We start from the raw sequence: 22,030 nt of genomic DNA, 5'->3' as shown, positions 1-22,030 counted from the left end.
AAATTTAGAAAAATATTTCTGATTAATAAAATCTACCCCTTAATAATTTCATTAAGTAGCAGTTAAGTTTTCTTTTTGTTTGACCATATCGTGTGCCAAGAATATGGCAGACCGCATTGAGCCCGGGTTAGCATTGTTTTTTCCGGCAATATTATAGGCTGTTCCATGGTCAGGACTTGTCCTAATTATTGGTAAGCCTGCAGTGAAATTCACTCCTGAATCAAAACAAATGGTTTTGAAGGGAATTAAACCCTGGTCATGGTACATGGCCAATACACCATCAAACTTTTTCTGATGGATCATTCCAAAGAAACCGTCCGAAGGATAGGGGCCAAAAACCAGGTCCCCTTCTTCCTTAAAGCTTTTTACAACAGGTTGGATGATTTCCATCTCTTCGCTTCCTAGAAGACCGTCCTCTCCCGCATGTGGATTCAAGCCCAGAACGGCGATTTTTGGTTTTAAAACCCCAAAATTTTCCTTGAGGGAACGGAGCATGATTTTTAACTTAGCCTTAATGGCCGGACCTGTCACTGCATCAGCTACCTCTCGCAAGGGGAGATGTCCGGTAACCAGGCCAATTCGCATGTCTTCCGAAACCATAAACATCATGCTTTCTTTAGAATCGAAGGCATCTGTTAAGTATTCTGTATGGCCCACAAAGGGAGTTTCTGTGCTATTAATATTGTTTTTATTGAGTGGCGCTGTAACCAAAGCATCCAAGTGACCGGATTTTAAATCTACAATGGCCCGATCAATGGCCGCAAGTGCCATGCTTCCGGCATCTCTGGTCTCTACTCCCGGCATCACTTCGGGAGATTCCTGAACCACATTGATCACATTGATTTTTCTATGGTGTACTTCTTCTATACTCTTGACTTGAATAAAATTAAAATCATTCATGTCTAAGGCCCTTCTGTAATAGGTTAGCGCCTTGCCATGACCATAGATTACCGGAGTAATCATTTTCTGGAGTCGATTGTCAAGCAACGCTTTCATGGTGACCTCTGCTCCGATTCCATTGATGTCGCCTATGCTAATTCCGATTACGGGTTTATTCTTTTTTATATTCATGGCCTTTCTGTATATGGCTAAACGACTGACTTTTGAGAATGATTCAATCGCTTGTTATAATTTATGATTCTTTACCCAATCTGAGCTTGCTTTTGGTCTTTGAATGCCTAGACCATATCCTTGGGTTTTCTGATAAAGTAAATTTCAGGGTTTACTTTAGAATATACAAGTAAAAATTAATAGGAAACTTCAACCCTAAATCGAGAATTAACTGCTTTCAATTGATCAAAAGCGGCTTTAGATAGCTTGATTAATAATTTGTTGTTGTCTCCTGTTTCCGGTAAAACGCCAACTACTCTAGCGAATATGGTCACATCATTTTCTTCATTTCTTATTCTCATGATGGTTCCAACCGGTGCGTTTCTGTGCAGGACCAGAAATTTTTTATGGTTTCCTGTGCCTTCTATCACTTCAGCTTGACCGCTTTCACTTACATTTTTGAAAGCCGTGGAGGTGCTCACATTATTTGTAGGGCTTTCCACAGCTGTTTTGGAGTTTGTAGGTTCTGATGTAGTTTTGGTGTTTCCGGGTAATTGGGTAACAGGAATGTTGGCGTTGGTTTCTCGCCCCACTTTAAGGGTTTGACCAACCGATAGATTGTTAGAAGATAAGCCATTCCATTTTATAATGTCGGCAACATTGGCATCGTATTTTTTTGCGATGGCAAATAAAGTTTCACCCTGAATTACTTTATGTGAAATCCAATTGCCTGTAGTGGAGACGGAAGGGGAAGCTGTGGAGGTTGTCGGAGTTTCAACTTTGGGAGCAACAGGCTTCTCTGGTTTATTTTTTGGTTGTTTCTTTTTAGCAGCTGGTTTTTCGGTGGTAACAGCAACCGTTTGATTGACGATTTCAGCCGTCTCCTCTACCTTTTTAGGGGCTACGGGTTGTTGCTTTTGGCTTACGGGCTGTTCCTTTTCTGACCTTACTTTTTCTTTTACTCCTTCTATAATTAGGGCCTGTCCCACACTCAAGTCTGTGCCTTTTAGTCCATTTGAAGCCATCAATTGGTCCATACTAATATTATAAGATTTGGCGATCGAAAAGAGTGTTTCACCGGGCGTTACATGATGGACTTTTGCCCCTTCAGGAATCATTGTTGGTTCAATAAATGGTACCCTAATGCGTTGGCCGATTTTAAGCCCATCTTTTAAAGAATCATTGTTTTGGACAATATCACTTACGGGAGTGTTGTACCGCCGCGAAATTCCAAATAAAGTCTCTTGTGGATCTACTTGGTGAATAATATAGGACTTTCCTTCTATCTTTTCTATTCCTACAGAATCTGATCCCACAAGTAATGCTCCTTTGGATGGAATAGCTAAGCCTATCATCCCTAAAATCAATATCCAGCACTTCATTTTACTAACGGTTTTTTACAATAAATTTCTAATAATCATGCAAATTTGATATTTATTTTATCAATTGCAACTCCATTTTATATCAATAGGGGCGATGATCATTTTTATTGGTATATTCAAACAGAAATATTAAACCGGTATTTAAAATGAAACTCTTTTTTAGTCTTGCCTTCTATGTAATCGTCAATTTTATTGTAAATCCATCCCTGCAAGCCCAGTCGGAGCAAAGTGCCGATGATTCTTTACAAACGGTATATGTGTTTGAAATGATGGATAACATAGATCCCAGGATGAATAGAAAGGTGAGGATGGCCATGGAAGATGCAGCGCGTAAAAACGCGGCCCTGATTATTGTGCACATGGATACTTATGGTGGCGCCGTTAATGATGCGGATGAAATCAGAACTCTGTTTTTGGAATCCGAAATTCCTATTGTGTCCTATATAGATAAAGATGCTGCCTCTGCGGGAGCTTTAATCTCTATTGCTTGTGATAGTATTTACATGGCTAAGGGTGGAAGCATAGGTGCTGCTACGGTGGTAATGGGAGATACGGGTGAAGCGGCTCCTGACAAATACCAGTCATATATGCGCTCCATGATGAGAAGTACCGCTGAGGCTACCGGAAGAGATCCTAAAATTGCGGAGGCCATGGTAGATGAAGACCTGGAAGTTGAAGGGGTGTCAAAAGAGGGGGAAGTAATTACTTTTTCCGTTTCTGAAGCCATACAAAACGGATTCTGTGAAGGGGAAGTTGCTTCTCTTGAGGAGATTGTGGAAAGATTTGGATATCAAGATTTTGAAATATATGAATATGAGCCCTCTCTTTCAGAGGATATAATCTCCATTTTCTTAAACCCGGCAGTAAGCGGCTTTTTGATTTTGGTAATTTTTGCGGGGATTTATTTTGAAATACAAACCCCGGGCATTGGTTTTCCACTCGCGGCTAGTGCCATTGCCATTGTTCTCTATTTTATTCCTTATTACCTAACAGGTCTTGCCAGTAATTGGGAGATGGTACTTTTTATTGTGGGAATTATATTGCTGGGCCTTGAGATTTTTGTTGTGCCCGGTTTTGGAGTATTCGGCATTTTGGGGATCATTTGCATCTTGGGTGGACTAACGATGGGCATGCTGCCAAACGAACAGTTTGACTTTACCTTTGTAAGCTCCGGGAAGCTGTTCTCTGCCTTGTTAACAGTGATTCTAGCCGCAACTGTAGCAACGGTTTTGATTATCACATTAACGCCCAAAATTAATCAATGGGAGAGTTTTAGTAGGATATCTCTTGCTGACACCCAACAGAAATCAGAAGGTTATACCTCCTCTTTTTATAGTGCAGAACTGCTAGGGAAGGAAGGCCTGTCTTACACGCGTTTAATGCCAAGTGGGAAGGTGATTATAGAGGATGAACAATATGACGCCTATTCCAGGGGTGAGTTTATTGAAAAGGGTGAAAAAATTAAAGTCATAAGCACAGAAGGCACCTCTCTGAGAGTGAAGAAAGTAGAGGCTTAGCTTGGGTTAAATGGGAAATAAAAATTATACTTATGGACCATGCCTTTTTGATTTTTACTTAATTTCGGAAATGAAATCCTCTTTTTGCAAGAATGAAATTGATTAGAAGAATTTATTCTATCTATGGAAGCATTGGCTTTATTTCAGCGTTTCTGCTATTGCTGCCAATATTTATATATACGATCGAGATTTCCGGGAAAAAAGGACAGGGGAGAAAAATGAACAGGATCTGGTCTAAATTGTTTTTTGGAATGCTTTTCTTTAAAGTAAATATAGAAAATCGCTATCATTTGAAGAAGAGTGACCAGTTTATCTTTGTTTCCAATCATTTTTCTTACTTGGATATACCGGTATTAGGGCTGATTCCATTTGATCTTGTGTTTATTGGAAAAAGTTCGCTTGCCAAAGTACCTCTTTTCGGATACATGTTTAAAAACCTTCATATTGCAGTGGATAGAAACAGTATGAAGAGTAGGGGAGAGTCTATATTAAAGGCTAGAAAAGTATTAGATGAAGGGGCCAGTGTGGTTTTTTTTCCTGAAGGAGGAATCTCAAGTCAATCTCCTCCAGCCATGGCGAAATTTAAAGATGGAGCGTTTAAATTGGCCCTGGACAAACAAATTCCAATTATTCCTGTCACTTTATCATACAATCACTTAATTTTGCCGGACGATGGGAAGTTTTTATTGCGTTATCAACCTGTTAAAGTAGTCATACATGAGCCCATTGCCGTTAAAGGCTATGGGCCAAATGAAGTGAAGGAAATTAAATCAAAGTGTTTCACCATCATTCAGGAACAATTGAATAAAGACAATGCCCGGAATTAAATTTAAATGGACAATTCATGAAATTAGATATCGATTCTCTCAAAAAAATAGCACACTTGGCCAGACTTGAGTTTGACGAAAAAAGTGCAAAAAAAATGACCGCAGACATGACTCAAATCCTTGATTGGGTTGAGAAGTTAAATGAGTTGGATACCAGTGAGGTGGAACCACTTATAACCATGTCTTCTGAGGAAAATGTCATGAGAAAAGACGTAGTAGGCACTCATTTGGATCATGAGAAAGGATTGAAAAATGCACCTCAAAGAGATTCGGATTATTTCCGTGTCCCTAAAGTTATGGAGTAATGCGCCGGACGGTCTGGCAGAATGCTTTCTTTTATATTTTTTTGGCTGTACTGATAAGTGCAGGAGCAGGCTTACTGTGGGTAAATACTTTAGACCCTATTGGCCTTTTAACCTTGTCAGAGAAAATCAATGTTCCTTTAGATAGTTTTCAGTCTACTTCGGGATTGCTTGAATTTGAGGTTCAAAATTTTCTTTTGTTTGATCAATTCGATCCATTGCCTCCTCAAGCTTTTCCCAAGTTAATCCAGGTGATGGGTCTTGGTATTTGGTTACTATTGTTGCTATTTATCGTCTTATTGACCTTATTAAAACGCCAAGCATTTTTGATAGGGGCGGGCTTACTGATCTTGCTTCTGAGCATAAGCGGAGTGAATAGTTTGAATATCGGGGGGATTGGTACCAATTATGCCTTGGCTATAAGCTTACTGTTCCTTTTGGTGCCTGCATCGATCATCCACTTGTTTTTTAATGATATTATAAGTTTAGGCTTTAGGGTAGTACTGATAATAGGGCTTGGGCTACTGTGCTTGGTCGTTTTGATTTATTTTTCTCAGGCAGTTTCCCCTACCTATTTATTTTCAGAGAATATATTTCTAATGGCATTGGTAATGGCCGCTGCTTTTATGCTTTATATTGGGCATGCTTTTGTGTCCGGGGCCTATTTGTTCCTGGCCAAGCTCAATCGGGATGTGGGCATCAAGATTGGTTGGCATTTTGCCATTATTTCAAGCTTATACCTGGTTTTGATGGCTTTGGTTTTTCTGGGAGTAACCGGTGATTGGAATAAATGGTACCTCCCATCATTCCAGCTTTTACTTGTGCTGGTAGGGCTTGTCGGTTATTTCGATTCGTTTTATAAAACAAAATATTTCCCTCAAATCTATAATGAAGCATGGGTAGGTAAAGTGTTTTACTTGGGAGGTTTTGCTGTTTGTCTATTGGTCTTGTTCAAAGCAGAAATTTCCGGTAATACACCTATGCTAGATTTTTTACATCATGTGTTTGCCTATAGTCAGTTGGGGTTCAGTGTGATGTTTGTTTTGTATATATGGGTAAATTTTTCAGCCATAATCAATAGTGGTACTGCGATTGAAAAAATAATGTACAACCCTCCCTTTTTCCCCTATTTTCATATGAGATTGGGAGGAGCGATCGCATTTTTGATTTTGATGGTTTATGCTGCTGGAATAATTGGTGTACAATTCAGCACTTCCTCTACACACCTATCAGCAGATTATTATTACACCACCGAAAGGCCTGTAGAAGCTTCAGTGCTTTATGAAAATGCTTTTGATAGGTACAGGGCAAATGACAGGGCACTTTTTGCTTTGAGTAATATTTACCTTGATCAAAACCAGCCTACCTTGGCACTTAAAACCTTAGAGCGAAGTTTTGAACAAAACCCTCAGGTAAAGGATATTTTGTTGCTTAGCCGAATGCTGGAAAAGCGTTCCAGGACAAATGAGGCGGTTTATTGTCTGGAAGAAGGTTTGAAACGTTTTCCGGGAAATCCTTACTTGGCAAATAATTTGGCATTGGTATACCATCGAATGAACCTGCCGCAAAAAGCTTTAAGTACGCTGGCGAGGATGGAAGGGTTTGAAGAGGTTCATATCCAAAACAGGGTAGGGATAAAGGTGGCGCAAGGCCTTCCTTTGGAAGAAGATGAGGAGATTGGATCGTCTTTGAAGAATACCATTAATCTTTTGGCAGCAAAAAATATGGGGTATGGGCTTGGGGAAATTGACATAGATGCGACTGAAAAGGAGCCTGACAACGTGCTTATAAGAAGGGTGATGCTCAGAAATTACCTTACCAGTACCGAGAAAGGTTTTAAAGGATCGGATTTTCAGGTGGAATTGGACTCCATGTTGGCCCGAGAAACCAGTTCGCTGAATGTTGAGCAAAATTTAAAAGAGTCAGGTCTTATTTTAAAATATAAAACCGGAAGAATTAATAAATTATTGACCTATTTAAATGGTATGGCCTTTCGATTTAGTAATGATGCCGGTTATTATCATGCTTTTGCCGGCTGGCTACTTTCCGATCTTGGCGATTTTGAAAAAGCGGCCATAGAATGGAAGCAAGCAGCCTTAAAAGGATACCTTAAGTTTACACCGGCCCATTTACCCTTTTTGCATTTTGGAGGGATGGAAGAGGAGGCAGTTTTTATTTCGGGTACCCAAAATGTGACTTTTCCTAAATGGATGCGTTTTGATACCTCCGGTCAGCTTGCGAGCAATGATACCGTGAAATTATACAGGAGTTTAGACAAAATTTCGACCATGCTTGGGAAAGATCTTCTGCCTGCGGTGGAATCTTTAGAAAATGAAGTCAATAAAGGCCGGCTTTCCAAAGAGATATTGGAAAGAAAGTCTCATTGGCTTGAGGAGGAAGAGATCAATAAATTGCTTTCCTATGCTAAAGTTTACGAACAATCCATAGGGCAATATTTTTCCTTGGATGTTTACCTCAATCGAGTAAAAGAATTGGGGACTGAAGATAAGCGTTTTTCTATAGATGAAGGATTTAATCCTTATTTAACCCCTCTGGTTTTGGCTGGGCTTAAGCAAATAAAAGATGACCAAAAGCGGTATGAATTGCTACAAGAAGCCTGTCAATTCAATAAAGATCCCCTATTATGGGTAACGTTAGTTAAATATTGTCGTATAATTGGATTGGATCAGTATGCCAGTGCGAACTTAAAGTTAATGGGAGAGTGGATAGAGGAAGATGATTTGATTGAATTACAGTTAAAATTCCTATAATTCCTTTAATATAATTTAAGGTGCTGAATTCCTGTTTTTGAGCAATATACCCTATCTTCACATTTAAAATGTCGAGCCATGCCAGAAATCATTAAAACCAAAGAAATACGTAAAGTTTACAAAATGGGAACCGAAGAAGTTAAAGCCCTCAAATCGGTAAGCATGAGTGTAAACAGGGGTGAATATGTGGCCTTCATGGGTCCCTCAGGTTCAGGGAAGTCGACTTTAATGAATATTATAGGTTGTTTGGATACTCCTAGCTTAGGCCAATACATTCTTAATAGCAAAGATGTGAGTGACATGAGCGAAGATGAGCTGGCAGAAATCAGAAACAAAGAGATAGGCTTTGTTTTTCAGACCTTTAATCTATTGCCTAGAGCTACTTGCTTAGAGAATGTAGCTTTGCCTTTAATTTATGCCGGTTACAATAAGACGGATAGAGAAGAAAAGGCCTTTCTATCTCTTAAAAGTGTGGGCTTGGATGATAGAATTCATCACAAACCCAATGAATTGTCCGGGGGACAAAGACAAAGGGTGGCTATTGCCAGGGCTTTAGTAAATGATCCCAGTATTATTTTAGCGGATGAACCTACGGGTAATTTGGACAGTAAGACATCTTATGAAATCATGGATCTTTTTCATGTCTTGCATCAAAAGGGCAATACGATTATCATGGTTACCCATGAGGATGATATCGCTCACTACGCGCATCGGGTCATCAGGTTAAGGGATGGTTTGGTAGAGTCGGATGAGAGAAACCCCAACCCAACGGTGGTGGACAAAACAATTATTTAAATCCCATAGTTAATAAATTCAATGAAAATTTATACCAAAACGGGAGATAAAGGAAAGACATCCCTTTTTGGAGGGACTAGGGTCAATAAATCTCATTTAAGGATTGATGCGTATGGCACCATCGACGAATTAAATGCAAATATAGGTTTATTGAAGGATCATATAGCTAATGATATCATTAGTAAGGTTCTCTACAAAGTACAAGACAGTCTTTTCGTTTTAGGGGCTATTTTGGCCACTGAGCCGGAGAAGACCGGGTTGAAACTGCCTGTTTTTAATAAAGAAGACATTCGATTTATTGAAATAGAAATAGATAAAATGGAGGAAAATCTTCCCCCACTAAAGAATTTCATAATCCCAGGAGGGCATCCGGTGGTATCTTTGGCCCATATTGCACGTACCGTTTGCAGAAGAGCGGAGAGATCTATGGTTTTGCTTTCAGAAAATTCTCCGGTAGATGGAGTATTGTTGGAATATGTGAATAGGCTTTCTGACTTTTTGTTTGTATTGGGAAGACAATTGGCGAAGGAATTAAATGTAAATGAAATCACTTGGAAATCAGGTGGATAATAAGATATGGACAAACAGTTTAAAATAGATATAACTAAAGGATCAAGCTCAAAATTAGAGAAGACAAATTTTGATGAGCTAGCTTTTGGACAGGTGACAAGTGACCACATGTTTGTGGCAGACTATATAGAAGGAAAGTGGCAGAACTTTAGAATCGAACCTTATGCACCTTTGCAAGTTAACCCTGCTAATGCGACCCTGCATTATGGGCAATCTGTCTTTGAAGGGTTAAAAGCCTACAGGAATGAGCAAGGGGAAATATTGGTATTCCGAGGAGATGCCAACCAAAAGAGGTTGAATGAGTCGGCGAAGAGAATGTGTATTCCGGAGATCCCGAAAGAGATATTTATGGAAGGAATGCGATGCCTACTTGAAGTAGATAGAGAATGGGTACCCAAGCAAGCGGGATGTTCCTTATACCTGAGGCCTTTTATTTTTGCTGCAGACGATTACCTAGGAATCAGGCCTTCCAAGAAATATAAATTTATGATTCTTGCATCACCGGTTGGAAAGTACTATGCCAAACCTGTAGCCGTAAAAGTTGAAACGAGGTTTGCAAGAGCCATCGAAGGGGGTACAGGAGCTGCTAAAGCTGCAGGAAATTATGCCGGATCACTTTACCCGGCCCTTAAGGCTCAAAAGGACGGCTATGATCAACTCCTATGGACGGATGGTAAGACCCATCAATACATAGAGGAGAGTGGTACCATGAATGTAATGTTCGTTATAGATGGGGTTTTAATTACCGCTCCAACCACCACCGGAACCATTCTTAAGGGAATCACCAGGGACAGTGTCCTTACTTTAGCACATGAAATGGGTATGCCCGTTGAAGAGCGGTTTTTAACAGTGATAGAATTGGAAGAAGCGCTTAATTCAGGGAAACTTGAAGAGGCATTCGGAACGGGTACGGCCGCTACAGTAGCTTTTATCCGCTTAATAAATATTCATGGCAAAGACTATGAATTGAAAGAAGTGGCGCCTACTGCATTTTCTGTTCGTATTTTAGAAGCACTTGACAATATTAAATATGGTAAAGTGGAGGACAAATACAATTGGATTAAGAAATATTAGTTGATCTTCCGGCCAGTTTTTGACCATTGAATTTAAATTTGCCTATGTATCTCTTCAATAGAGGGATCCTTCTTATAGGTTTTATCATTTTTGTTCAGGGCGATTTATTCGCACAGAACTATTTGATCCTTCAAAAAGGTACCAATCAGAAATCACGCATCACCTATAAAGTAGGGGATGAGTTTGTCTATTTACAGAAAGGTAATGATTATTATATCAGGGATTTTATCCGTGAAATTAATAAGGATTACATCGCCTTGCGTGAAAATGTGTTAAGCCTGAAGCAAATAGAAGCAATAGACATTAGATACAAGGATGAGCGAAACCAAACGCTGGACAATTTAACCTTAATTCCATTTGCCGGAGGAGGACTATTGCTCCTAGCAGGAGGGATTAATAGTTTGGCCGATGATGGAAGTTTACGGTACAGTTCCGGCGTCTTAACTACTGCTGCAGCCCTGATAGGTACGGGGTTTATCCTTAAATCACTTCGGTACAAAAAATTCAAGGTAGGAGGGAAGAGAAAAATAATGGTGATTAGAAAAAGTGAATTGGAGTAGTGCACAATGGAGCATCTGTTTTACTATTTTCTTGTTGTGAAGATTGATAGAATAGAGGGTTTTGGACATCATAGGCTTCATACTCAAGCGCCTTCCTTTGCCTAGTAAATTTTGATTTTAGATTGGTTGTTTAATAGGAATTAAGCAATTTTGCATTTTAAGTAATTAATAAAATTTATCATTATGACATCAGATCAATTGAAAGATTTGAAGGCCCGAGTAACGGCCTTGAGGAGGTATCTTTGACTACGATCGTAAGAAATCTGAAATAGAAGAGTTTGAAGCCGTTTCTGCACAGCCCGACTTTTGGAACGATACGGAAGAGGCCGAAAAAGTAATGAAGCAGATTCAGGCCCGAAAGGCCTGGACCTCCCAGTATGAAACAGTTGATACAGGTATTCAGGATTTAGAGGTTTTGTTTGAGTTCTACAATGCCGGGGAGGTTTCTGCCGAGGAAGTAGATGCAGACTTTGAAAAGAATCTCAAATTAGTAGAAGATCTGGAATTGAAAAAAATGCTCAGTGGTGAAGAAGATCAGCTGAGTGCGATGCTAGAGATCAACCCAGGTGCCGGTGGTACTGAAAGCAATGACTGGGCTTCAATTTTGCTTCGGATGTACATCATGTGGGGAGAGAAAAATGGCTATAAAGTAAAAGAAGTTGACCACCAGGAAGGTGAAGTTGCCGGGATTAAATCTGCAACCTTGGAGTTTGTGGGCCCCTTGGCTTATGGTTTCCTAAAATCAGAAAGCGGTGTGCACAGATTGGTGAGGATTTCACCTTTTGATAGTGGTGGAAGGAGACATACCTCCTTTGCTTCGGTATATGCTTATCCTGTGGTGGATGATACCATTAATATTGATATCAATCCATCCGATATAGAGTTACACACTTCCCGATCCGGCGGAGCAGGAGGGCAAAATGTTAACAAAGTAGAGACTAAAGTGCAGCTCACCCATAAACCTACTGGGATAGTAGTTGTTTGCCAAATTGAACGTTCACAATTGGCGAATAGGGAAAAGGCCATGCAGATGTTGAAATCTCGCTTGTACCAACTGGAGATGGAAAAAAGAAATGCTGAAAGAGCCAAAGTGGAGTCCGGTAAAATGAGGATAGATTTTGGTTCACAGATCAGAAACTATGTTTTACATCCGTACAAGTTGGTGAAAGATGCGCGGACGGGTTATGAAACATCAGATGTGCAAGCGGTACTGGATGGTGGGCTGAATGAATTCATTAAGGCTTATCTATTGGCACAGAGTGAAGAAGAAGTGAAGGACGAAGATTAAAAAAAAGCCTGAATGTTCAGGCTTTTTTTAATTCAACACAATCTCATCTACCATTAGCCAGGCTTTATTTCCTGCAGCTCCGTGCCATGAAGGTAACTTCGCAAGTGGTTTGGCTTCCATTTTCAGGTATTGAACATTTTTTTCTTTGTAAGGAATCTCAACCTGACGTAAATAAGAATCGTCGTCTTTTCGCAAGGGTTGAGGTTGAAAGGATTTTGAAAGTTTCCAGTCCTGATTTTTATCCGGTCTAGTCCAAATTGTCACTTCTTGAGGAGGGAAAAAACGCGACCCTATATTCTGCCATAGGGAGATGGCCATATAGGAAATATCAGTTGGTTGTTCAAATTCCATTTCCACTTCTAGCGGACTGTTAATAAAGCCAAGCCAGTTCAGGTTCCAACTATCAGGGATTGCTTTCTTTTTATCGAAAAGGCTGTTTTTCCCATCTCCTTTGTACCGGTCTTCAGGAGCATAATTCATTTCAAAAGAAGTAGGACTGAGCGTTGCCTTTATAAATTCCGCTTCCGAAACCTTGCTACCAATCCATCCATCAGCAAAGGCTCTTGCTTTTATAGTAATATTCTCAGTGATCTCGAGAGGTTTCTCGTAGAGCAAGAAATTACTGCTGTCAGGCTCTGAGCCATCTAGTGTATAATATATGCTAGTGGTGCCAATAGGATGTGTTAGTTCCGCTGTTAACTTGTCTTTAAAAAATGCTTTATCAAAACTAATTACAGGCGGATTCAACATCAGTAAAGTAGTCCTTTCCTCAGTACCGATCTCAATGGTTGTGTGTGGCAAAGCCGCAATTAATTTCTCCAGGGATTCCTCTGTTAATCCTGTATTCCAAAGGAAGAGTTTTTTTAAATTTTTTAATTGCGATAAAGGTGCAATAGCTTCTTCGGTTAAATTATTCCCTGAAAGTGACAGTAGGGATAGGTTTTCTAGTCCTACTAAGGATTGAAGACCTGGACCCGTAATTTCCGTGAAATTCAAATAGAGTTTTTCCAGATTAGGAAAGGAACCAAGCGATGCCAAATGCTCATCTTTGATGGGCATGCTGTTTAGGTTGATAGAGACGGTTTGCTCCTGAATGGAAGCAAGTTCCTTAAGTGATTCAGGGTCAAAACTAGCCCTTCCAAAATAGCTCACGGACAAGGCCGGAGAGGATATTCCCAGAGGTTGAACTTTTCGGTAAAAGTTATTTAGTGGCTCTATGATGTCATCTGAAACAGGGTCGAAGGCATAGACTTTTGGAGCTGATTCAAATTTTTTGATGGCCAAAGGATATATACTGCTGGTATCAGCAAGGGCTAAGACTTTTTGATCTGTTGTGGCACCTGAACCAATCCAGGCTTCTAGTATCGCCTTCTCTTCCTCAGTTAGCTGAGGTTTTCCCTCTGGAGGCATATGGTCTTCATCCTCTTCTGGTAAATTAATTCTTTGGGTCATCAAACTGTTTTCTGAATCGAATGGTTCGACGGCAGGTCCTGATTCCCCGCCTTTGAACAAATATTCCGGGCTATCCATTCTTAGCTCACCTTTTTGTTTGGAAGCCTTGTGGCAACTCAGGCATTTGTTTTCGATGATGGGGTAAACTACGTGTGCAAATACTTCCGCTTCTTCAAGGCTTACCGTCTGCGTTTCCATATTTTCAAGTGGAGCTGTGATAAAATTATCCCCATGGGTGATGGAAGCACCTAGATGGCCGGATACTATAACTATCAAGCCTAAAAAAGTTGCTGATATTTTTATTGCCAGAGGTCTTTGCCTGTCAATAAAATAATACAATAAGGAAGAAAGCCAGAAAATACCTAAGCTGGTCCATTTGTGCCAAAATAGCGCTTCTTTATCATAACCTGTTTCGTGAGACAGAAAAAGCCCTGCGATAACGGTAAACCCAGCAGTAAATGCACCCAATAGCAAAAAGTCTTTGCCATACAATATACTGTCCTCTTTCTTGGGAAGCAGATTTGGAAAGCCTACCAATACAATGGCCAATAAAATGATTACAATTGGAAAATGGAGTAATAATGGGTGCATTCTCCCGAATACATGGAGCCAGTCCGGAATCATTACTTTACTTTCTGCCAATACGATGAATAGTACAAAGATATTTACAGCAAAAAGTATTTGGCCTAAAATGACCTTCAATTTATTTGTTAACATAAGATGAAAATAGGGTGGTTACCAAGGGTTCGAATTGTTAGGCCATAATGCCTTTGACTAAATTTCCAGCAACATCTGTAAGCCTGTATCTTCTTCCTTGATGTCTGAAGGTGAGTTTTTCATGTTCCACTCCTAGTAAATGGAGCATGGTCGCATGAAAATCATGAACATGTACCGGATCTTTAATGATATTGTATCCAAAATCATCTGTTTCTCCATAAGTGACGCCCGGTTTTATTCCTCCGCCTGCCATCCACATGGAAAAAGCCCTGGGATGATGATCTCTACCATAGTTGTCCGCAGAAAACCTTCCTTGGCAATAATTGGTCCTACCAAATTCTCCTCCCCAGATAACCAGAGTTTCATCTAATAATCCTCTTTGCTTCAAGTCTGTAATTAATGCAGCAGATGCTTGGTCGGTATCCTTGGCTTGCAAGGCCATTTCATTGGGTAAATTACCATGTTGATCCCATCCTTGGTGATAAAGTTGTACAAACCTGACACCATTTTCAGATAGCTTTCTCGCAAGTAAACAATTGGCTGCATAGGTGCCGGAGACCAAACATTCAGGGCCATATAACTTTACTATGCTGTCCGGCTCTTTGCTGACATCAGTAACTTCTGGTACGGCGGTTTGCATTCTGTATGCCATTTCGTACTGTTGGATTTTAGCACTGATTTCCGGATCTCCGAAGGATTCATAGTTTATTTGATTTAAAGCAGCAATTTTGTCAAGCATCCTTCTTCTGTCCATTTTGCTCATTCCTTCCGGATCATTGAGGTACAATACCGGGTCATCTCCGCTGGAGAATTGCACACCCTGATGTACTGATTCAAGAAATCCATTCGTCCACAATTTGGAGTAAACGCCTTGTCCATTTCCTTTTCCTCTGGAGAGGAGCACGCAGAAACTTGGTAAGTTATTGTTTTCAGAGCCTAGTCCATAGCTCAGCCATGCACCCATGCTAGGTCGATTTCCAACCTGGGCTCCAGTTTGGAAGAAGGTGAGGGCAGGGTCATGGTTTATGGCTTCCGTATGCATGGACTTGACAATACATATGTCGTCCACTATCTTTGCTGTATGTGGGAAGAGATCGCTGACCCAAGCACCTGATTGACCATATCTTTTGAATCCGTAAGCTGAGCCTACTAAAGGGAAAGAAGACTGCCCGGCAGTCATTCCAGTGAGTCGTTGCCCCTGCCTGATAGAGTCGGGAAGTTCCTCTCCTATTTTTTTATTCAGCATAGGTTTATAATCAAATGATTCCAACTGGCTAGGGGCCCCATTTTGGAACATATAAATAACCCTTTTGGCTTTGGGAGCAAAATGCGGTACACTTGCCATTAATTTATCGGTGTCTATTTGGGGGCTACCATTAAATAAATCGGGTACCAATAAGGAGCCCAAAGCAACACTCCCTAATCCTAGACTTAATTTGGATAGGAACTTTCTCCTGTTTTCATTTAATCCGTTTTCTAAAATTTCTTTGTCCATATCAAGTTTTGGTAATTGCTTCTTCAACGTTATAAATAGCCACCACCACTTGCATAAGGGCGGCTGTTTCAGGGCTGTCGCTGTACTGGTCTAAAGGAAACTCTCCGGCATTCACAGTTTCTAAAATTGTTTCCGGCTTTTGCTTAAACCTTTTCAACTCTTCCTGATAGTATTCTTTTAATAATTCAAATTCTTCCCCTTTGGGAGTTCTACAAATGATTCTTAGAAAAGCTTCTTGAATTGCTTCTTCATATTCCTTCCCTTCTCCAATTAATCTATTGGCTAGGACACGTGAGGCTTCGAGTACCAATGGGTCGTTTAACATGGCCAAGGCTTGAAGAGGGGTATTTGTCCTGTTTCTGGTTACCTCACATACATCCCTATTGCTGCCATCAAAAATGATAGGTTTCGGTGGTGGAGAGGTTAGTTTGATAAAGGTATATAAGCCCCTTCTGTACAATTTATCGCCATTGTCTTGCCGGTACTCAGCCAATTCTCCTCTGCCGGAAGTGGCTGCTTCCCATAAGCCTTCAGGTTGATATGGCTTGACACTTGGCCCACCGATTTCTTTAGACAATAGACCGCTACTCGCTAAGATCATGTCCCGAATATGTTCGGCATTTAACCTAATCCTGGGATAACTTGCCAAATAAAAATTATCAGGGTCGGACTCCATTTTCTTATTATCGCTGGTAGCGGATTGCTGATAAGTGGCAGCGCTTACTATTTTTTTAATCAAATGTTTTACATCCCAACCACTATCTTGAAAATCAACCGCGAGCCAATCTAAAAGTTCAGGGTGCGTGGGTAGTTTACCTTGCATGCCAAAGTCACCCGCAGATCTTACAATTCCTGCTCCAAAAAACTCCTGCCACATCAAGTTCACAAAAACCCGGGCTGTCAATGGGTTTTCTTTAGAAAAAGTCCACTTGGCCAATCCCAGGCGGTTTTTAGGATATTTGCTCTCGTCAAATTGAAGTATGGATTTGGGTGTGGAAGGGAAAACCTCCGTTGTAGGCTGATCATAAACGCCACGGTCTAATACGAATGTTCTCCTTAAGGAGTCTTTATAATCTTCCATTACGGACACCATAATTTTGCTGGTATCTTGGTGATTCACGAAATCCAATACACTTTCCAAGTCTTCCTTTTCTACCCACATAATAGGGTGCTTGGCAGGTTTTGAAACACTCACATCTCCTTCGTAGCCTTGCTCGGGCGTGTTGTTGAAAAAAGCATACATCTCAAAGTAATTTTCTTGAGAAATAGGGTCGTACTTGTGGTCATGGCATTGTGCACATTCCACTGTCATACCAATGATTGCCTTACTGTAAGTGTTTGTCTTGTCCAATATATATTCAACTCGATATTCTTCCGGGATTACTCCACCTTCCTCGGTATATTTGTGGTTTCTATTGAATGCGGTAGCCAGGATTTGCTCTTTCGTTGGGTTAGGAAGTAAGTCTCCTGCCAGCTGCCAGGTAATGAACTTATCGTAAGGGAGATTTTTATTAAAAGCGTGAATTACCCAATCTCTATAAGGCCATTGTGTACGAATATTATCGTCCTGATAACCGTAAGAATCTGAATAGCGGGAAATATCCATCCATAACACGGCCATTCTTTCACCAAATGAAGGACTATCCAATAATTTGTCGATAATTTTCTCTGTAGCCTCTTCAGATGCATCGGATTCAAAGGATTTTATTAGGTCTTCTGAAGGAGGAAGTCCTGTAAGGTCTAGGCTTAGCCTTTTGAGCAAAAGCATTTTGTCCGCTTTTTCATTGGGCTTTAAACCTATACGGTCTAGTTTTGACAATACAAAATGATCGATCTCATTGTTTACCCAATCGGGGTTAGAAACTTCAGGCAAACTGGCTTTAATCGGAGGTAGGAAGGCCCAATGAGGTTCATATTTAGCACCTTGCTTGACCCAGCTTTTGATCAGATCAATTTCTTCAGGGGATAATTTGAGGTTAGATTCAGCCGGAGGCATTTTTTCCGTTTCATCTGTAGTTTCTATCCTGCTAATGATTTCTGACTGTGCAGGTTTCCCGGGGACGATAGCATGGGCTCCCGGGTTTTCCTTTAAGGCGGCATAAGCACCTTCTGCATTGTCAAGTCTTAGGCCCGACTCCCTTTTGTTTTCATCAGGGCCATGGCAGGCAAAGCAGTTGTCTGATAGGATTGGCCTGATATGGAAATTATAACTGATCTGGTCTCCTGATGACAGCGTTGTGGAATCGGATCCTTTTTCTGCGCAAGACAGTAAAGTCACCAATAGAATCAATAATATATAGGATAAATGCCTTAGCATAATTATGTATGGGATCATATATTGTTAATAGTGAACAATTTGCTAATAAATACCTATATATACAAGCAATATTTGAAAATGCCTATGGGTATAAAACACGTAATTTTTAGTGATAAGTGCTTTCGGGGCATCTCTTTAAAGTGCTGAATTAATAACGAAAAAATTAGAATTAAGGCGTTTTTACAATAGGACTCAGAGGTTTTACCCACGAAGGATATTAATTTGAAGCTAAAAAAATGTGCTTCCCTAATTATTTAGGAATGTAGACCAATAAACAATAACTAAAAAAGGAGAGGCTGAAAACCTCTCCTTTTTAGCAAATTTAGCAAAGTGTAAATTATGACCTTATTATGATTTTTGAACTTTTGAAAAATCAAAATCATCAAGAAATTTAGTGGTGAAGTTACCGCCGTTGAATTCCGGGTCTTCCAATAAAGCCAAATGGAAAGGAATGGTAGTTTTAATGCCATCAATGACAAACTCTTCCAAAGCACGTTTCATACGTACAATCACTTCTTCTCTGGATTGTGCACTTACAATAAGTTTCGCAATCATGGAATCATAGTTTGGTGGAATAACATATCCAGCATATACATGGCTGTCAATCCTCACGCCTTTGCCTCCGGGAAGGTGGAGGTTGACGATTTTTCCAGGGCTAGGTCTAAATCCATTGGCAGGGTCTTCTGCATTGATTCGACACTCCATGGCGTATAATTTCGGGAAGTAATTTTTCCCGCTAATTTTTTCTCCGGCAGCTACTTTGATTTGTTCTTTGATTAAGTCAAAATCTGTGACCTCTTCCGTTATTGGATGTTCTACCTGAATTCTGGTATTCATTTCCATAAAGTAGAAGTCTCGGTTTTTGTCTACCAAAAATTCGATGGTTCCGGCCCCTTCATAAGCAATTGCTTCTGCCCCTTTGATGGCAGCTTCACCCATTCTTTTTCTTAGATCATCTGTGATAAATGGTGAAGGGGTTTCCTCAACTAATTTTTGATGACGTCTCTGAATGGAACAATCTCTTTCAGATAGGTGGCAGGCCTTACCTGCAGAATCTCCAATGATTTGGATTTCAATATGTCGGGGTTCTTCGACGAACTTTTCAAGGTATAAGCCATCATTGCCAAAAGCAGCAGCGGATTCTTGTCTGGCATCGTCCCAAGCTTTTTTGAACCCTGCAGGATCCTTCACTATACGCATACCTCTGCCTCCTCCACCGGCAGTGGCTTTAAGGATTACAGGGTAACCAATTTTTTCCGCTAAGGGTAAGCCTTCTTCAATTGAAGCTAGCAAACCTTCTGAACCGGGGATGGTAGGTACTCCGGCTGCAGCCATGGTGGCTTTAGCTGTTGCCTTGTCCCCCATTTGATTGATCATTTCAGGGCTTGCGCCAATAAACTTGATGTTGTATTCTTCGCAAATTCTTGAAAATTCCGCATTTTCAGAAAGGAAACCGTAACCGGGGTGAATGGCATCTGCATTGGTTATTTCTGCAGCAGCTATAATTCTAGGTATATTGAGATAGGAATCTTTGCTTGATGCTGCGCCTATACAAACCGCTTCATCAGCGAAACGCACGTGTAAACTGTCCTTGTCAGCAGTGGAATAGACAGCGACGGTCTTTACTCCCATTTCTTTACAAGTACGGATGATCCTTAAAGCAATTTCTCCTCTGTTGGCTATTAATATTTTATTAAACACTTTATAAGGTCAGTTTGGTTAGAAAACGATCAATTCTGAGGTTCAACCAAAAAGAGAGGTTGGTCATATTCAACGGGGGAAGCATCATCTACCAAAATCTTTACGATTTTACCTGAAACTTCAGATTCCACTTCGTTAAATAATTTCATTGCTTCAATGATGCATACAGGTTGGCCTTTTTGAATCGAATCACCTACATTCACAAAGAATTCTGCATCAGGATTAGGAGACCTGTAAAAGGTGCCAATCATGGGAGACTTCACTTCCAATAGGTTGTCTGCAGGGGCACTTGTCGCTTCAGCTGGAGCCGGGGCAGAAGGCTGAGCAGGTGCCTGAGCCACTTGAGGAGCAGGACTTGCCGCAGGAGCTACGGCTTGAACTTCAGAATTCTTTTTAATGGAAAGCTTGAATTCATCTGTTTCTATTTTGACTTCCGCTAAACCTGAATTGGAGATAAAGTCTATTAATTCTTGTATTTCTTTTGCTTTCATAAATCTTTTTCTTTGAGAGTTACCCGGATATGGCCACCCTGATTCAAATATAATTGATTTTTTCTTAAGTAAAACTAGGTAAATTAGTGAATAATTATAGCGAAAAAAGGATTATTTAACTCTTTCAGAGTAGGAACCATCCCGCGTATCTACTTTAATCATTATGTCTTGGTCTACAAATAATGGAACCATTACCACAGCCCCTGTTTCAAGGGTGGCTGGTTTTAAGGTGTTGGTAGCGGTGTCTCCTTTGATGCCAGGTTCTGTATAGGTTACCATTAATTCTACAAATGGTGGAAGTTCCACACCTAAGGGCGTTTCTGTTTCATCATGAATAAGGATATCCACCATCTGACCTTCCTTCAACAATTCCGGCCTTTCAATTAGTTTTTCCTCTATAGGGATTTGTTCGAAAGTGCTTGTGTCCATAAAGTGATAGCCCATGTCATCATTGTATATGTACTGATGGGGTCTTTTTTCTACACGTGCGGTTGTTATTTTTTCTCCTGAACTAAAAGTTTTATCAACGACTTTTCCATTGGTAAGGCTTTTTAGTTTGGTTCTAACAAATGCCGGACCTTTTCCTGGTTTTACATGTTGGAATTCAACAATTGTAACAATATCATGATTAAATTCCAGACAAAGGCCATTTTTGAAATCAGCAGTACTTGCCATATTTACTTTGATTTTGGTTAAACGCTTTTAGGGTCATATCCCCATTTTAAATATACTGCTCCCCAGGTAAATCCACCACCAAAAGCAGCCAAAATTAAGTTGTCTCCTTTTTTCAACTTGGATTCATAATCCCAAAGGCAAAGAGGTAAAGTTCCTGCTGTGGTATTGCCATACTTTTCAATGTTTAGCATGACTTTTTCAGGTCCTATCCCCATTCTTCTGGCAGTCGCATCAATTATCCTTTTATTGGCTTGATGTGGGACCAACCAGGTGATGTCATCCGCAGTCAAATTGTTTTTTTCCATGATCTGAGCACTTACCTCTGCCATATTGGTTACTGCAAATTTAAATACGGTAGACCCTTCTTGGTAAACAAAGTGTTCTCTGCCGGTTACTGTTTCTACAGAGGCAGGTTTTCTACTTCCTCCTGCTTCTATTCGAAGAAAGTCTGCACCGGATCCATCTGTATGAAGCATGGAGTCCATTACACCGAGATTTTCTTCCGTAGGTTCTAATAATACTGCTCCACCACCATCACCGAAGATGATACAGGTGGTTCGGTCCTGATAATTAACGATGGAGGACATTTTGTCGGCACCTATGATGATCACTTTTTTATGCGCGCCGGTTTCAATAAATTGACTCCCCATAGAAAGGGCATATAAGAATCCGGAACAAGCCGCAGAAATATCAAAACTATAACAGTTTTTTGCCCCCACATTGTGAGCGATAATGTTGGCTGTTGCAGGAAATAGCATGTCCGGAGTAACGGTGGCACAGATAATCAAATCTATATCTTCCGGGTTGGTGTTGGTTTTTTCTAGTAAACCTTTGACTGCCTCCGTGCCGATGACTGAAGTTCCTTGGTTTTCACCTTTTAAAATTCGTCTTTCTTTGATACCTGTCCGACTGGTGATCCACTCGTCATTGGTATCTACCATGGTTTCCAGTTCTTTGTTGTCTAATACATACTCGGGTACCCAGGCATGTACACCTGTAATAACAGCTCTTTTTTTCATCTGATTGTTTCTAGTCTCATATTGGAA

18 protein-coding genes are annotated in these 22,030 nt (G+C 40.4%); 9 read left to right on the top strand and 9 right to left on the bottom strand.

Translation table 11 applies throughout. The features are described 5' to 3' along the window. Positions 1–51: 51 nt before the first annotated feature. Both pdxA and ACYVHJ_RS07245 read right to left on the bottom strand, forming a co-directional pair. Positions 52–1,071: a PdxA family dehydrogenase gene (gene pdxA / locus ACYVHJ_RS07250; protein ID WP_460513603.1), complete on the bottom strand. Its 1,020-nt coding sequence runs from the start codon at positions 1,069–1,071 to the stop codon at positions 52–54. 176 nt (positions 1,072–1,247) lie between these two features. Next, positions 1,248–2,432, bottom strand: coding sequence for a LysM peptidoglycan-binding domain-containing protein (locus tag ACYVHJ_RS07245; RefSeq protein ID WP_460513601.1), 1,185 nt, complete (start codon positions 2,430–2,432; stop codon positions 1,248–1,250). A gap of 146 nt (positions 2,433–2,578) precedes the next feature. Between ACYVHJ_RS07245 and ACYVHJ_RS07240 the strand changes: the two genes are divergently transcribed. The 9 genes from ACYVHJ_RS07240 to prfB all read left to right on the top strand — a co-directional run bounded on the left by ACYVHJ_RS07240 (position 2,579) and on the right by prfB (position 12,136). Next, entirely contained in the window at positions 2,579–3,949 is a 1,371-nt protein-coding gene (locus ACYVHJ_RS07240) for an NfeD family protein (RefSeq protein ID WP_460513599.1), read from the top strand. A gap of 92 nt (positions 3,950–4,041) precedes the next feature. After that, positions 4,042–4,776 carry a lysophospholipid acyltransferase family protein gene (locus ACYVHJ_RS07235; RefSeq protein ID WP_460513598.1) on the top strand — a complete coding sequence of 245 codons (735 nt, stop codon included), beginning with the start codon at positions 4,042–4,044 and terminating at the stop codon, positions 4,774–4,776. Positions 4,777–4,793: 17 nt separating this feature from the next. Continuing rightward, on the top strand, positions 4,794–5,081 hold the full coding sequence (gatC, locus tag ACYVHJ_RS07230; protein WP_460513596.1) for an Asp-tRNA(Asn)/Glu-tRNA(Gln) amidotransferase subunit GatC: 288 nt from the start codon (positions 4,794–4,796) through the stop codon (positions 5,079–5,081). Next, positions 5,081–7,849, top strand: a complete 2,769-nt coding sequence (locus tag ACYVHJ_RS07225; protein WP_460513595.1) for a tetratricopeptide repeat protein — start codon at positions 5,081–5,083, stop codon at positions 7,847–7,849. Before gatC ends, ACYVHJ_RS07225 begins: the two co-directional genes overlap by 1 nt. 78 nt (positions 7,850–7,927) lie before the next feature. Beyond that, entirely contained in the window at positions 7,928–8,644 is a 717-nt protein-coding gene (locus tag ACYVHJ_RS07220) for an ABC transporter ATP-binding protein (RefSeq protein WP_460513593.1), read from the top strand. Between the two features lie 21 nt (positions 8,645–8,665). Continuing rightward, the gene (locus tag ACYVHJ_RS07215) at positions 8,666–9,214 is read left to right on the top strand and encodes an ATP:cob(I)alamin adenosyltransferase (RefSeq protein ID WP_460513591.1); all 549 of its coding nucleotides are present in this window, start codon (positions 8,666–8,668) and stop codon (positions 9,212–9,214) included. A gap of 6 nt (positions 9,215–9,220) precedes the next feature. Continuing rightward, positions 9,221–10,288 (top strand): branched-chain amino acid transaminase, encoded by a 1,068-nt coding sequence (locus ACYVHJ_RS07210; RefSeq protein WP_460513589.1) that lies wholly within the window; start codon positions 9,221–9,223, stop codon positions 10,286–10,288. A 44-nt stretch (positions 10,289–10,332) separates the two neighbouring features. Next, positions 10,333–10,848: a hypothetical protein gene (locus ACYVHJ_RS07205; RefSeq protein WP_460513587.1), complete on the top strand. Its 516-nt coding sequence runs from the start codon at positions 10,333–10,335 to the stop codon at positions 10,846–10,848. A gap of 183 nt (positions 10,849–11,031) precedes the next feature. Continuing rightward, positions 11,032–12,136, top strand: a protein-coding gene (prfB, locus tag ACYVHJ_RS07200; protein ID WP_339903477.1) for a peptide chain release factor 2 whose coding sequence is annotated in 2 segments (ribosomal slippage) — positions 11,032–11,091 and positions 11,093–12,136 — 1,104 coding nt in all. Because the reading frame shifts where the segments join, the coding sequence is not laid out codon by codon here. A gap of 27 nt (positions 12,137–12,163) precedes the next feature. Here the strand turns inward: prfB and ACYVHJ_RS07195 are convergent. From ACYVHJ_RS07195 to ACYVHJ_RS07165, 7 genes are all read right to left on the bottom strand, one after another. Beyond that, positions 12,164–14,305, bottom strand: coding sequence for a c-type cytochrome domain-containing protein (locus tag ACYVHJ_RS07195; RefSeq protein WP_460513584.1), 2,142 nt, complete (start codon positions 14,303–14,305; stop codon positions 12,164–12,166). A 37-nt stretch (positions 14,306–14,342) separates the two neighbouring features. After that, on the bottom strand, positions 14,343–15,800 hold the full coding sequence (locus ACYVHJ_RS07190) for a DUF1501 domain-containing protein (protein WP_339903479.1): 1,458 nt from the start codon (positions 15,798–15,800) through the stop codon (positions 14,343–14,345). A gap of 1 nt (position 15,801) precedes the next feature. After that, on the bottom strand, positions 15,802–18,117 hold the full coding sequence (locus ACYVHJ_RS07185; RefSeq protein WP_460513698.1) for a PSD1 and planctomycete cytochrome C domain-containing protein: 2,316 nt from the start codon (positions 18,115–18,117) through the stop codon (positions 15,802–15,804). Between the two features lie 348 nt (positions 18,118–18,465). Further along, positions 18,466–19,818: an acetyl-CoA carboxylase biotin carboxylase subunit gene (gene accC / locus ACYVHJ_RS07180; RefSeq protein ID WP_460513582.1), complete on the bottom strand. Its 1,353-nt coding sequence runs from the start codon at positions 19,816–19,818 to the stop codon at positions 18,466–18,468. A 29-nt stretch (positions 19,819–19,847) separates the two neighbouring features. Beyond that, positions 19,848–20,309: an acetyl-CoA carboxylase biotin carboxyl carrier protein gene (gene accB / locus ACYVHJ_RS07175; protein WP_460513580.1), complete on the bottom strand. Its 462-nt coding sequence runs from the start codon at positions 20,307–20,309 to the stop codon at positions 19,848–19,850. 111 nt (positions 20,310–20,420) lie between these two features. Beyond that, positions 20,421–20,984 (bottom strand): elongation factor P, encoded by a 564-nt coding sequence (gene efp, locus ACYVHJ_RS07170; RefSeq protein ID WP_303612892.1) that lies wholly within the window; start codon positions 20,982–20,984, stop codon positions 20,421–20,423. A 17-nt stretch (positions 20,985–21,001) separates the two neighbouring features. Beyond that, entirely contained in the window at positions 21,002–22,003 is a 1,002-nt protein-coding gene (locus ACYVHJ_RS07165; RefSeq protein ID WP_460513578.1) for a beta-ketoacyl-ACP synthase III, read from the bottom strand. Positions 22,004–22,030: the final 27 nt, after the last annotated feature.

It is taken from the genome of Cyclobacterium sediminis (genome assembly GCF_054781075.1).
This window is presented reverse-complemented; position numbering and strand designations above follow the sequence as displayed.

Bases quoted from the DNA above. Each gene is read 5' to 3' on its own strand.
- gatC (WP_460513596.1), top strand. From the start codon at position 4,794: ATGAAATTAGATATCGATTCTCTCAAAAAAATAGCACACTTGGCCAGA.
- ACYVHJ_RS07220 (WP_460513593.1), top strand. From the start codon at position 7,928: ATGCCAGAAATCATTAAAACCAAAGAAATACGTAAAGTTTACAAAATG.
- ACYVHJ_RS07165 (WP_460513578.1), bottom strand. From the start codon at position 22,003: ATGAAAAAAAGAGCTGTTATTACAGGTGTACATGCCTGGGTACCCGAG.
- ACYVHJ_RS07190 (WP_339903479.1), bottom strand. From the start codon at position 15,800: ATGGACAAAGAAATTTTAGAAAACGGATTAAATGAAAACAGGAGAAAG.
- ACYVHJ_RS07185 (WP_460513698.1), bottom strand. From the start codon at position 18,117: ATGCTAAGGCATTTATCCTATATATTATTGATTCTATTGGTGACTTTA.
- ACYVHJ_RS07235 (WP_460513598.1), top strand. From the start codon at position 4,042: ATGAAATTGATTAGAAGAATTTATTCTATCTATGGAAGCATTGGCTTT.
- ACYVHJ_RS07205 (WP_460513587.1), top strand. From the start codon at position 10,333: ATGTATCTCTTCAATAGAGGGATCCTTCTTATAGGTTTTATCATTTTT.
- accB (WP_460513580.1), bottom strand. From the start codon at position 20,309: ATGAAAGCAAAAGAAATACAAGAATTAATAGACTTTATCTCCAATTCA.
- ACYVHJ_RS07210 (WP_460513589.1), top strand. From the start codon at position 9,221: ATGGACAAACAGTTTAAAATAGATATAACTAAAGGATCAAGCTCAAAA.
- ACYVHJ_RS07195 (WP_460513584.1), bottom strand. From the start codon at position 14,305: ATGTTAACAAATAAATTGAAGGTCATTTTAGGCCAAATACTTTTTGCT.
- ACYVHJ_RS07215 (WP_460513591.1), top strand. From the start codon at position 8,666: ATGAAAATTTATACCAAAACGGGAGATAAAGGAAAGACATCCCTTTTT.
- efp (WP_303612892.1), bottom strand. From the start codon at position 20,984: ATGGCAAGTACTGCTGATTTCAAAAATGGCCTTTGTCTGGAATTTAAT.
- ACYVHJ_RS07245 (WP_460513601.1), bottom strand. From the start codon at position 2,432: ATGAAGTGCTGGATATTGATTTTAGGGATGATAGGCTTAGCTATTCCA.
- ACYVHJ_RS07240 (WP_460513599.1), top strand. From the start codon at position 2,579: ATGAAACTCTTTTTTAGTCTTGCCTTCTATGTAATCGTCAATTTTATT.
- ACYVHJ_RS07225 (WP_460513595.1), top strand. From the start codon at position 5,081: ATGCGCCGGACGGTCTGGCAGAATGCTTTCTTTTATATTTTTTTGGCT.
- pdxA (WP_460513603.1), bottom strand. From the start codon at position 1,071: ATGAATATAAAAAAGAATAAACCCGTAATCGGAATTAGCATAGGCGAC.